The sequence below is a fragment of the Pedobacter sp. genome (assembly GCF_965249885.1).
Classification (GTDB): Bacteria; Bacteroidota; Bacteroidia; order Sphingobacteriales; family Sphingobacteriaceae; genus Pedobacter.
Map to the genome: position 1 here is coordinate 1,428,772 of NZ_OZ252254.1, position 12,778 is coordinate 1,441,549.

Annotated in this window: 11 protein-coding genes; 3 read left to right on the forward strand and 8 right to left on the reverse strand. The window is 38.3% G+C overall.

What is annotated here, in order from left to right; translation table 11 throughout:
• Positions 1-224 precede the first annotated feature (224 nt).
• The 5 genes from ACY2A0_RS06045 to ACY2A0_RS06065 all read right to left on the reverse strand — a co-directional run bounded on the left by ACY2A0_RS06045 (position 225) and on the right by ACY2A0_RS06065 (position 4,175).
• Positions 225-752 carry a hypothetical protein gene (locus tag ACY2A0_RS06045; RefSeq protein WP_461788651.1) on the reverse strand — a complete coding sequence of 176 codons (528 nt, stop codon included), beginning with the start codon at positions 750-752 and terminating at the stop codon, positions 225-227.
• Positions 753-841: 89 nt separating this feature from the next.
• Complete coding sequence (locus tag ACY2A0_RS06050; protein ID WP_461788652.1) at positions 842-1,303, reverse strand: hypothetical protein; 462 nt, start codon at positions 1,301-1,303, stop codon at positions 842-844.
• A gap of 245 nt (positions 1,304-1,548) precedes the next feature.
• The gene (locus ACY2A0_RS06055; protein ID WP_461788653.1) at positions 1,549-2,733 is read right to left on the reverse strand and encodes a hypothetical protein; all 1,185 of its coding nucleotides are present in this window, start codon (positions 2,731-2,733) and stop codon (positions 1,549-1,551) included.
• Between the two features lie 60 nt (positions 2,734-2,793).
• Positions 2,794-3,393 (reverse strand): Crp/Fnr family transcriptional regulator, encoded by a 600-nt coding sequence (locus ACY2A0_RS06060; protein ID WP_461791289.1) that lies wholly within the window; start codon positions 3,391-3,393, stop codon positions 2,794-2,796.
• Positions 3,394-3,503: 110 nt separating this feature from the next.
• Positions 3,504-4,175 carry a GIN domain-containing protein gene (locus ACY2A0_RS06065; protein ID WP_461788655.1) on the reverse strand — a complete coding sequence of 224 codons (672 nt, stop codon included), beginning with the start codon at positions 4,173-4,175 and terminating at the stop codon, positions 3,504-3,506.
• 729 nt (positions 4,176-4,904) lie between these two features.
• Between ACY2A0_RS06065 and ACY2A0_RS06070 the strand changes: the two genes are divergently transcribed.
• The 3 genes from ACY2A0_RS06070 to ACY2A0_RS06080 are packed head-to-tail and all read left to right on the forward strand — an operon-like array spanning position 4,905 to position 8,316.
• The gene (locus ACY2A0_RS06070) at positions 4,905-7,802 is read left to right on the forward strand and encodes a DEAD/DEAH box helicase (RefSeq protein WP_461788656.1); all 2,898 of its coding nucleotides are present in this window, start codon (positions 4,905-4,907) and stop codon (positions 7,800-7,802) included.
• Between the two features lie 29 nt (positions 7,803-7,831).
• Positions 7,832-8,089, forward strand: a complete 258-nt coding sequence (locus tag ACY2A0_RS06075; RefSeq protein ID WP_461788657.1) for a hypothetical protein — start codon at positions 7,832-7,834, stop codon at positions 8,087-8,089.
• Complete coding sequence (locus tag ACY2A0_RS06080) at positions 8,089-8,316, forward strand: hypothetical protein (RefSeq protein WP_461788658.1); 228 nt, start codon at positions 8,089-8,091, stop codon at positions 8,314-8,316. The genes ACY2A0_RS06075 and ACY2A0_RS06080 overlap by 1 nt, the downstream gene beginning before the upstream one ends.
• Positions 8,317-8,360: 44 nt before the next feature.
• Here ACY2A0_RS06080 and ACY2A0_RS06085 read toward each other — a convergent pair whose 3' ends face one another.
• From ACY2A0_RS06085 to ACY2A0_RS06095, 3 genes are all read right to left on the reverse strand, one after another.
• Positions 8,361-9,899, reverse strand: a complete 1,539-nt coding sequence (locus tag ACY2A0_RS06085) for a YifB family Mg chelatase-like AAA ATPase (RefSeq protein WP_461791290.1) — start codon at positions 9,897-9,899, stop codon at positions 8,361-8,363.
• A 99-nt stretch (positions 9,900-9,998) separates the two neighbouring features.
• Positions 9,999-10,982 (reverse strand): 6-phosphofructokinase, encoded by a 984-nt coding sequence (pfkA, locus tag ACY2A0_RS06090; protein WP_461788677.1) that lies wholly within the window; start codon positions 10,980-10,982, stop codon positions 9,999-10,001.
• Complete coding sequence (locus ACY2A0_RS06095; RefSeq protein ID WP_461788678.1) at positions 10,982-12,682, reverse strand: protein-disulfide reductase DsbD family protein; 1,701 nt, start codon at positions 12,680-12,682, stop codon at positions 10,982-10,984. The genes pfkA and ACY2A0_RS06095 overlap by 1 nt, the downstream gene beginning before the upstream one ends.
• Between the last annotated feature and the right edge of the window lie 96 nt (positions 12,683-12,778).

Sequence of the window (12,778 nt, forward strand, 5' to 3'; positions counted from 1 at the left end):
AATATTGGAAACCAGTAAGCCTTAAATAGATACAACTGAATTAAAAGTATCGGCGTAATAATATGGAGTAGGAATACCAAATAAAAGAGTATTTTATTTTTCATAGTTAATGAGCAGAATATCGAGTTTCTTTGGGCCTATATTATTACTTATAATGTTCGTAAAATTTATTACTGAACAGCTCTCTACTTTCGTATTTAAGTTTCAATTTAAAGAAATTGTCATTAAACCATGTTAAATGTAAGAAAGTAATAATATCCTCCTTGGTTTAACAAAATCCAAGCTAACAGTTTGTGAGTTTTAGGTTCAAACAACAATACTCCAATTGGCTTTTCAGGCGTATTTTTATCATAGTAGGTTAACGTAAAAGGAAGAAGGTCCTTTAATTCCTCGGACTCAAATGGTTTAAAGAAATTTTTATCCGCTTTGAATAATCTGGTTGGTGCGGCATCCAAATTCTCCATGCCTACAGAATCAACGTAATGTAGCATTCGCGGAAAAACTTCATCAAAAAATTTTATCCTCTGTAGAATTGTGTTTTTTGAAGTATCAGCTAATATATTATCAAAATAAACATACTGCTTAAATACAGCAGCTCTTTGAGTAGTATCATATTGTTTGTTTTTAAACTGCTGAAATAAAGAGACAACTGTTTGATAATATCTTTCTTCGTCTACTGTAAATTTCTCTTTCTGAGCAAGACAGGATGTTGCTATAATTAAAAGCAAATAAATACTAATTAGTTTCTTCATATTGAAAATGTTATTCTTTTACGATGCTTACTTAAAATGCTATAGGCAACCTATTGAAAACGAATGAGGTTGACAACATCACAATCTGATTAAACCCCAAGAAAAATACGTTTTAGCGTCCCAAAAACTATGAGACCAATAGCACATAAGGGTAGTACCGCAATAATGAGACTTGAAACTAAATACACTGTGCTGCAGATTTTTATTTTCTTCACGTTGCATCTAATTAAAATAATAAATACCATAAATAATGACTGCGTCATGCTAATAGCCGCAACATAAATATCTAACTCATAAAATATAAAAGCGCCACTCAATGAAGTAAATATTAACCCTCCAATTAGCCAGTTCAACATTTGTCTGCTGTTGTTGTGGTTCAAGGATTTAACTACAAATGACGAACTCAAAACACAGATAGAAAGTGCCAAAAGAAAATCATCGATACCTTTTCCTGGACTGTTTAAATAATGCTTATAACTAAGCCATAATATGAAGATGAACATCACGATGTTCAGAATATAAACCAATTTCGAGATTTGTTTTGTTATCATAATTTCACTGATGATGGTATCGTAATTAATTATAAGGCCCGTGATTTTGAGTCGGCGCCGGATTTGATTTAACTCTGCTATCGCCATTTGCTTTAGCCTCTCGCATACTAGCTCCTAACTCACTAGGTGTCATAGCCTGAACTAAATTTAATGGATCATAAAAGGTAGCCACGCCGTTTAATGCATTAGGAAGAGTATTCCTCCTAAGTTGCAAACTCCTACTACAAATGCTGTGCAATTCATACCTAAAGTTCATACTCAGCTGGAGGATTCGAAATACCATCCAATATCTTGTTGAACGCTTGTACATTTCCCGCTAAGTCAAATTCCATACTAACGGTAAATTCTATATTGTTATTTTCATCAGATTTTTTAGCATTATCCACCATTTTTGATGGGCTGCTGAACTTATTCCCTGAAGGATAAAACCCGATGGTTTGTGAAACTGTTACACCATTGCTGCCTTTTTTTATCAATGTTATAGCAGTATGACCGACACCGTTGACACCATAATTTAAACGTATTCCAGGTGTTGGTTCTTGTACTTGTACAACAACTTTATAGGTCGCTCCAGCGTTTTGAATATTTTTGAAACAATTTGCGTATTTTTTTGGATCTATAGGTGATTTATCGTAGCCTGGCAGGTATGGGTTTAAAGGAATAATATTAGAGCTACTATTTACATTATCACCACTGCCACCCTCAAACCCCTGTTCAACATCGTTATCTACATATCCACCACTATTATCGCACACAGGAAATCCAGAGTAACCAGTGCTCTGCCAACCGCAATTTTCACTGTAGGGTGTAAATACACAGTAGTAATATCCAGTTTCAATGTAGCGCATGGTACAGCCATGTGCCATCCTACTGCCATCGCCGTTCTTTATTGCAAACATTTCGCTATCTGGCAGGTATGAAATGCGATGCCTGGCTCTTCCTCCGACATAGGCTATGCCATTGCTCATGGTGCCATCCAGCTTATAGTAGATTACGTTGCCGTTAAGTCCTCCAGCATTCTTGTAATGCACTTCTGCTAGTTCGGCTGTTGTACTTGCCTCGACAGCCATATAGCAGCCCTTGGCAACTTTTCCATTCCCCTCCACAAAGAACAGCATTTTAAGCCCATGTGTATTTTCAAATTCAGTGGGCTCCTTAGTTTTGGAAATATTGGACATTAATCCAACCCTATCGGGATTATCTAAATGTACCTCATAAACCGTAAATCCATCCGTTCCCAATGTACTGACCTCCGACCAGTTTGGGCTAGTATTCCTGAAAATACTACTTGCATCCGGCTTGTTTTGGTTATAAAAGCTCTTTAGTTCCTTTAACTCATCTGTAACTAAAATAGGCCCGTCCTTTCTACAGCCCCAGTTGCCGACCAGCAATAGCGCTACCACGCTAATCTTCAATAAATGTTTTTTCATGATATCTGATTTTTGTACTTCAAAGATATCATGCTGCTAAAAGCTAACTTTTGACAAATGTCACAAAATGAAAAATGTGCTAATTTTTGTAATACGGCTTAAAGTCTCTCTGCTAATTCCCAAATAAGAAGCAATGTGAGTCAACGAAACTCTCTGCAATATTTTTGGCTGCGCCACAATAAGTTGTTGATAACGTTCCTTCGCTGAAAGCATGCGTAGCGCATTTGTTTGCGCCTCATTACGTACGTAGTAAAGTTCCGTCAATCTGCGTCCAATAATATTAAATTCCAAAAAGTTTTTATAGAGCCAATCTAGTCTTTCTTTTTTTACCACTATCAGCGTACAGTCCTCCATTGCTTGCATGTACTCGAAACTAGGATTCGAAGTAAAAAAGCTATAGACAGAAATTAGCAGTTCGTTTTCAAACAAGAACCATGTGTTGGTTTCTTCACCATTGCTATTTAGATAGTAAATTCTTACTGCACCGCTTATGATAAAATAAATGGTGTCGCTTTTTTCACCTTCAGACAACAATATCCGACCTTTAGAATAAGTTGCGATGCTACTATTTTCAATGATAGCATTTTTCAGTTCAGCAGATAGCGGGCCTATAGCGGCAAATACTCCAAATAAGTTTTGGTATAAGTTTAAGTTTTGCATAAGACAGATTTTGAAGCAATTTAGCTTTTTATTACATAACCAAAAAGGCAGTTCCTCATTCAGAAACTGCCTTTTACATTTATATGGAATCCCTTTGCGGGAGCGGATTTTTATTTAGCTAACAAATGTTCATCGTTACTCGCAATTGCTTCTAAAGTTTTAGCTACCACTTTAGCCTGTGCCCTGTAGGCTGGTGCAATTGATTTTACATCAGCACTTGCAGCAATAAAGTTTCCAGTACTCATTTTTGCTGATGTGCCCATTAATGCATAGTGTTGCTCAGTGCTACCGCTCAACTTTAAGCTTGCCTCATCTTTTACCGAAGTATAAAGGTTTACCGTTTTTGCATCAATTTCTGCCGAAGCTTTATCTTTCAATAGCACATCTAGGCTCAAGAAATTCACTTTTCCGTAAGTTTTCACCACTGCATTATCGCTTGCTTCAATAGCCGAAATATTGCGTACATAAACCGTTACTGCCAATGGCTCTTTCTCGAAGGAACTGATACGCAACACGCCATCTTTTTGCTGCACCAAAGCATTTTTTGAATAGTAGCTGTCGTAAACTTTTACGCTTTCCGTTGGCGCCTGCACCAAGTAAATCTCTACATTACCTGTAGCTACAATTTTGTTGATGTTTTTAACCTCGTTTAGGATGGTTACTGCTTTTACACTTGCAGTAGTTTTTACATTGTTAGTGATGCCATCTGTTGCAAAAGCCGAAGTAGAAATAGTGATTACACCTAATACTACTGAGAATAAATTTTTAATAGAAGTTTTCATAACCTTAATATTTTTATTTGTTAAAATTTCTGTTTATCGCTGTCCATTTTGGAAAGCTTTCGGTAATAAGACTTGCAGAATCACAAAAGGTTGCATGCCCATTTAGTGTTTTATACCACAGGTAGTTAAGCTTAGACCAACGCCTGTAATTTTTCGACCAACGGGCATCGATTTTTTTAAGGAATTTCGTGTAGATGTTTAGTTTTAGGGAAAGAATGTTAGTGTTTATTGGCAAATGCACCTCCCTTTTCGTTACAATCTTTTTATACGCTGTTCTGTCATTTCGAACGCAGAGAGAAATCTATTACGAAGCAATCTCACACAAAAAGTATTTCCACTTCTACTGGTAGCTATCTGAAAGGATTTAAAAAAACCAAACCATTGAAACTACGCTACAAATACTCATGTCGCCAAATCATCTTCGCGTTCGTTGCGAAAACTTTCAAAATTTTGCGGTTTTTTTAATGCAAAGAAAGTAAGAGTTACGCAAAGAACGCAAAGCCTTTCACAGACATTGTCAGCCGATAGCAGCGGACATCCCGACGCCAGTTCGGTATAAAGCGTGTTGCGGGAAAACAACGAACAGCAGCACTAAAACTGCTTTTCAGATAATTTAAGCGCTACAAAAATCAAATAACGTTTTTAGCTTTCTCTTTGAAAAAACAACTATTTACTGTAAGTTTAAAAATTTTAATCAGCTTACCTTTTAATAATTTTCATTAACCATCGATGTTGCGAGTAAATAGTTCAGCCCCGTGTCAAATTGTATATTCATTATGCAAACATGATTATTTGGGCTATCTAATTGAACCGCACATTGTTCAGCTAAATCCACAAGGCGATTTTTCGCTTACTTACCAGCGCTTATTTACCCACACGGCAAAAGAGTTTGCTAAACATCTGAGCGATTTAGATTTTAAACTGATTAAAATTTTAGATGAAACCGAGCAAGATGTCATTATCAAGAAATACTACAAAAAGGTAATTAGGCCATTTGAGTTTTTCAGCAAATTTTACGACCAGAAATTTTACGATAGCGTAAGGCCAAAAATTGAAAAGCGTTTGGCAGAAGTGCTCGAAATTTTAAAAACTAAGGGAGGTTTGTATCTGATGGATAAAGATGGTTGGCCTGCCGAAAGGAAAATAGAATTGGCTACCGAACCTGCTACCATTTTGTTTCACTTTAGAAGAAACGAGGTAGAAACTAGGTACTTCCCTACCATCAAATACCAAGGCTTAAGGATAGACTTCATGTTTAAAGAAGCGCAGGTGATTTGCAACCAACCAGCATGGCTTTTTTTAAATGACGTACTATATTTTTTCGAACAGGATTTTGAAGGTAAAAAGCTCACTCCTTTCCTCAACAAACGTTACATTACCATCCCCAAAGCTACCGAAGCCACTTATTTTGAAAAATTTGTAGCGCCATTAATCGAAAAATATCACGTTTACGCTGAGGGCTTTGAAATTAAAACCGAAAAACACGAGCCTAAAGCAACGATAAAGGTAATTTACGTAGAAAACGGCATATCGCAAATACAGCTTTATTTCAAATATGGGCAGTACACTTTTGCCATGGGAAACGATCATAAAGTAACGGTGCGTTTGCATAAAGATGGCGACAATTACACCTTTACCAGAGTAAAACGAAACCTCGAATGGGAGCAGCAAAAATTTAGCACTTTAACCTCACTTGGACTTAAAAAAGTGAGTGCATTATTTCATCATTTAGAGCTGCCCGTCGTAAATGAAAATCAAGATCCTGCCTATGCGATCATCAGCTGGGTAAACGAACATATTGAACTGTTAAAAGAGCAAGATTTCGATATTGAGCAAGCTAACAGCGCCAAACGTTTTGTATTGGGCAGCAACAAAATTGATTTCGAAATTAAGGAAGACAATGATTGGTTTGACATCAATGCCATCGTTTATTTTGGAGTGCATCCTATACCATTTATATCGTTAAAACAGCATATCCTCCATAAAAAAAGAGAATTTGTTTTACCGGATGGAGAGATTGCCATTATTCCTGAAAAATGGTTTACACAATACAGCAGCCTTTTTAGCTTAGCTGATGCAGGCAAAAACTTAAAGCTTAAAAAGTTTCACGTAGGTTTAATTAATGATTTAGCCGAGGATAGTATCGCCAACATTGCGTTGGACAGAAAACTGCAAAAATTAAACGACTTTGAGCAAATAGAAGATTTTTCGATGCCGGTTAATTTTAAAGGCGATTTAAGGCATTACCAAAAGGCTGGCTACAATTGGTTTAGCTTCTTACGCGAATATAATTTTGGAGGTTGCCTAGCCGATGATATGGGTTTGGGTAAAACCATTCAAACGTTGGCCATGCTGCAAAAAATGAAAGAGGAGGATGCACAACAAGAAAAGCATAGCACCTCTTTAATTATAATGCCAACTTCTTTAATTTACAACTGGCTTAACGAAGCTAAAAAATTCACGCCATCGTTAAAAATACTTTCACATACTGGCACCAACAGGAACAAGGAAATTTCTCGCTTTAGCAAATATGATGTTGTAATAACTACTTATGGAGTAACTCGTGTAGATGCCGATTTACTGCAAGGCTTTTACTTCAATTACATCATTTTAGATGAGAGTCAAAACATCAAAAATCCTTCTTCGAAATCTTTCAAAGCAGTACGACAGTTGAAATCTAGACATCGTTTGGTGCTGAGCGGTACGCCAATTGAAAACTCTGTAAGTGATTTATGGACACAGCTCACTTTCCTCAACCCGGGCTTGCTTGGCACACAATCTTTTTTTAATGAAGAATATGTCCAGGCTATTGAAAAGAAGAAGGATGAAGATAAAGCTAGAAAGTTGCAGGCTATCATAAAACCTTTTGTTTTACGACGTACGAAAGAGCAAGTTGCTGCTGAATTGCCCCCTAAAACAGAGCATATTTTTTACTGCGACATGAGCGAAGACCAAGCGGCATACTACGAAAAAACTAAATCGGCCTACCGTAACGATTTGCTGAGCAGTATGGACAACGGAACTTACGCTAAAAAGCAGATCCAAATTTTGCAGGGCTTAACCGCTCTACGCCAGCTCGCTAATCATCCTGTAATGATTGACGATGAGTATCACTCGGATTCGGGCAAATTTGAAAATGTAATTCATACGTTGGATAATGTGCTGAAGGGCGGACACAAAGTGCTGATTTTTTCTCAGTTTGTAAAGCATTTGGAGATTTTCAAGCAGTATATGGAAAGAGAGAATATCAGCTATGCTTATTTAGACGGCGCCACCAGAAACAGGGGCGAAATTGTAGCCGAATTCCAGCAAAATGAGCAGGTGAGGGTATTCTTGATTTCGATAAAAGCGGGTGGTGTGGGTTTAAATTTAACGCAGGCCGACTACGTATTTATCCTCGACCCGTGGTGGAACCCAGCGATTGAGCAGCAAGCTATTGACCGTACACATCGTATTGGCCAGGACAAAAAAGTGTTCATCTATAAATTTATCTCCAAAGATACAGTTGAGGAAAAGATCCTAGCCTTACAGCGAAGAAAGAAATCGTTAGCAAGTTCGTTAATCACTACGGAAGAAAGTTTCTTTAAATCTTTAAGCAAGGATGATATCCGGGAGCTCCTAAGTTAATTTTACTTTTTTACTTTTTACTTTACAAAATGCAGCCTTTTGATTTAGAATACAACAATACCAATTATGCCATTTTTCCCGAGGGGAATGAAACTTATACCATTTATAAAGAGGGAAAGGAATATCTTCAAATTCAAAAAGATGACGGAGAACAATGGATCAAGTTTGATAACGAAACTGGCACTCCTGTTTTTGAGCCGGATGAGGAAGTAAATGCGCTAGGTAAATTAATCGAGTGGCACAAAGAAAATCCTGAAGACGAAGAGGAAGAGGAGGAGGAATTTTAGTGGAAGATAGTTTTCAGTTTAAACTTCGAGGTTCGATTTACGAAGTAGTTGTAGAAGAAGACAACTGTTTTACCGTTTTCAAAATGGAAGAAGAATACCTGCTCATCACTAAACTTAACGGTAAAAAATGGGTCCGAATTGACTATAAAACCAACGAACCTGTGATCGAAGATAATGATGAAGTAGAGGATCTTGGGATTATCATCGATAAGTTTTTAAAAGACTGATTTTCCTTGCCGTTAGATTGATTCCATCGGCAAGGAAATAATCATTAACCCGCCCAGCTTTCCCTGTCCAAGCTTCTATAATGTATTGCTTCGGCTAAATGTTCTATTTCAATTTTTTCGCTACCTGCCAAATCAGCGATGGTGCGGGAAACTTTTAATATCCTATCGTAAGCCCTTGCTGATAAGCCCAATTTCTCCATCGCTTGCTTAATTAAACCCCTACCAACTTCATCTACTTCGCATATTCTTCTCACCATATTTGCGCTCATTTGTGCGTTGCTATGCATCCCTTCTACATCTGCAAAACGTACATCCTGCAGACCTCTTGCTTTAATTACTCGTTCTCTTATCAAGCTGCTCTTTTCGGCAGGCCGTGAAGAAGAAAGCTCTGAGAAATTAACCGGTGTAACTTCTACATGCAAGTCGATCCTATCCAAAAGCGGCCCTGAAATTTTGCTTAAGTACTTTTGCACTACGCCAGGTCCGCATAGACATTCTTTTTCAGGATGATTGTAAAAGCCGCAAGGACATGGATTCATAGAAGCTACCAACATAAAACTGGCTGGATATTCCACAGAAAATTTAGCTCGCGAAATGCTCACTTTTCTATCTTCCAAAGGTTGCCTCATTACTTCTAGCACGGTCCGCTTAAATTCGGGCAATTCATCGAGAAACAAAACGCCATTATGCGCTAAAGAAATTTCTCCTGGCTGAGGGTGCATTCCGCCGCCTACCAATGCCACATCGGAAATGGTATGGTGAGGATCACGATAAGGCCGCTCGGTCATCAAAGCAGTAGCCGTGTTGAGCCTACCTGCTACCGAATAGATTTTTGTGCTTTCTAATGCTTCCTGCAAATTCAATGGTGGCAGTATGGTTGGCAAGCGCTTGGCCAGCATGGTTTTACCAGCTCCCGGCGGACCAATCAAAATCACGTTATGGCCTCCTGCGGCTGCAATTTCCAAAGCTCTTTTGATATTTTCCTGTCCCTTTACGTCCGAAAAATCCTGTTCGTAGCTGTTAATTTGCTTATAAAACTCGGCTCTGGTATCCACTTTAATGGGTTGCGGCTGCGATTTGCCAGTAAAAAACTCAATTACTTCAGACAAAGTATCCATGCCATAAACAGCCAAATCATTTACTATTGCTGCCTCATTGGCGTTAACTTTTGGAATAACTAATCCTTGAAAACCTTCTTTGCGAGCTTGTATGGCAATAGGCAAGGCACCCTTAATACTCTGTAAACCGCCATCGAGAGACAGTTCGCCCATGATAATGTATTCTTCTAATTTAGCACCATCAATTTGCCCGGAGGCCGCTAAAATACCAATAGCGATAGGTAAATCGTAGGCAGATCCTTCTTTCCTGATATCGGCTGGTGCCAAGTTAACGAGGATTTTTTGCCGTGGCATGTGATAGCCGGCTAGACGGATGGCGCTTTCAACCCTAAACAGACTTTCTTTTACGGCATTATCGGGCAGGCCAACCATATAATATTTATTGCCAGCGCCAACGTTTACCTCAATCGTAATAGTAATGGCATCAACGCCATAAACGGCACTCCCATAGGTTTTAACAAGCATAGATAGAGATGTTTTTCATGCTCAATATATGCTTTTTCGAACAATAAAAAAAAGCCGGCATCAACATGCCAGCTTTATCCTACTAAATATAAATACTTTTTATAAAGATAAAATTTCCGCTAAACGCAACCATGCCGGTGAAATCTGGGCCGCATCAATGTGCTTGATTGCCTTTTCAAAAGGAGTAAAAACAATCTCTTTATTAATTTGTCCTACCATCATTTTGGATTTACCTTCCAGCAAACCTTCTATAGCGGCAACACCCAACCGACTGGCCAAAACTCTATCCATACAACTTGGTTTCCCGCCACGTTGAATGTGCCCCAGTACGGATACGCGAATATCGTGATGAGGGAAGTTTTTCTTTAAAATTTCTCCAACATTATAGGCACCTCCTGCTTCATCGCCTTCGGCTACCACAATAATTTTTGATGCCTTATCTTTACGACCATGCTCTACACGATTCACTAAATCTTCGGTAGTCATCTTAGCTTCTGGAATTAAAATAGCCTCAGCACCTACGCCAATACCACTTCTCAACGCAATCAACCCCGAGTCGCGACCCATTACCTCAACGATAAACAGACGATCATGTGATTCTGCAGTATCTCTGATCTTATCCACTGCATTTACTACTGTATTAATGGCAGTATCGTAACCTATCGTTAAATCGGTACCTTCTAAATCGTTATCTATTGTGCCGGGCAAACCGATGATCGGGAAATCATATTCTTGTGAAAAGATATTTGCGCCTGTGAAAGTCCCATCGCCTCCAATTACAACTAAAGCATCAATTTGATGGTCTACTAAATTTTTGTAAGCTTTAGCCCTTCCTTCTTTTGTTCTGAATTCATCGCAACGAGCCGTTTTCAAAATGGTGCCTCCACGTTGGATAATGTTGGCAACCGATTTACCTTCCATTGGAATAAAATCAGCATTTATTAATCCATCGTAGCCTCTTAAAATTCCCGTTACTTTCAGTTGATAGTACAAACTACCCCTAACTACTGCTCTAATTGCAGCATTCATCCCGGGAGCGTCGCCACCCGAAGTAAGTACTCCTATATTTTGTATTTTACTCATTATTTTCTGTTAGCGAACTCTGATAATCCTTTGTCAAGATAACCTAAGTAAGCATCAATATTATATTCTACACCTATTGGAGGAGAAACTAATACTTCGCCTTTCGTATCTAATAAAACATAATAAGGTTGAGCAACAGTTCCAAATCTCTCCGCCTGCAAATGTTGGAATTTTTTTCCAACTGTGTTCACTTGAGTTTTCAAGACTTTTGAATAAAATTGTTCTGCTTCAGGTAAAGCCGTTTTATCATCCGTATATAAAGAAACAACGATATAATCTTCTTTTAATCGCTTTAATACATTTTTATCCGACCAAACTTTGGCTTCCATCTCCCTACAATTAACGCATCCGTGACCGGTAAAATCTAGAAATAACGGCTTTTTAACTTCTTTAGCATAAGCTAATGCTTCTTCATAGTCAAAGTAGCCATCAATGCCATGTGGGATATGCAGAAAATCAGCATACTTTTTCTTCTTGCCAGAATGATCAGCCGATGAACTTACCGCACTGCCTTCACCAATTACAAAATCTTGGGTAGATAAAGGCGGAACCAATGAACTAACTGCTTTTAACGGAGCACCCCAAAGCCCTGGAATTAAGTAAACCGCAAAAACAAAAGAAGCAGTTGCTAAAAACAAACGAGGTACCGACACATAAGGCAAATCACTATCATGCGAAAACTTGATTTTACCCAGCAAGTACACGCCCAATAAAATTGCCAGTACAATCCAAATGGCAAGGAAAATCTCTCTATCTAAAATGCCCCAGTGGTAAGCTAAATCTGCCGTAGATAAAAACTTTAATGATAATCCCAATTCTAAAAATCCCAATACCACTTTCACTGCGTTTAGCCATCCTCCTGACTTAGGCAAACCTGTCATTAAGCTAGGAAAGATTGCGAAAGTGGTGAAAATCAAGGCCAAAGATAAAGAGAAACCGAACATTACCACTATTGGCGTAAGCAAGTCGGTGTTGATAGCCACTAAGGAAGTTCCGATAAGCGGTCCAGTACAAGAAAATGAAACTACCGCTAAAGTAGCTGCCATAAAGAAAATACCTCCCAAACCTTTTGAGTCTGATTTAGCATCCAACTTATTCACTACCGAACTTGGGAGCATAATTTCGAATGCCCCTAAAAAAGATATTCCAAAAATCAATAGGATAATGAAGATGAAAATGTTAAAAAATCCATCCGTTGAAATTTGGTTCAATGCGCTAGCTCCCCAAATTAATGTAATAATTACGCCTAAGCCCACGTAAATCAAAATAATTGACAAACCGTAAATTATGGCGCTTCTGATCCCTTTAGCTCTGCTTTCAGCTCGTTTGGTAAAAAATCCTACCGTTAAAGGTACCATCGGGAAAATACAAGGTAAAAAGAATGCTGCCAAACCAGCCAACAAACCCAAACCAAAAGTTACCCAAAGCGAATTCGGTTTAGCATCAGCTGATTTAACGGCCGTAACCGCTTTATTTGCCGAAGTATCAATTTTTGTTGCGTCTGTGGTGTCAGTTGCCCCAGTTACTTGGCTATTGGCCAAACTATCCTCTTTTGAGCCTATCGTAGTAAACTCGATATCGCCCATATCAGTTGATGTAGCGCTAGTGTCTTGAGTAGATTGTTGGCTGTAACTTTCGCCAACGTTGAATAGCATGAATAGCGCTAGTAATAGCACCATCAATAAGTTAAATTTCTTCATTTGTGTGTTGTGTTGAGGGTGTGAAATTAGCCATAATTTTCTAATTATCAGCGTATCACACTTATGTCATAGAAGCTTAGCTAAAGTTTGGTTGTT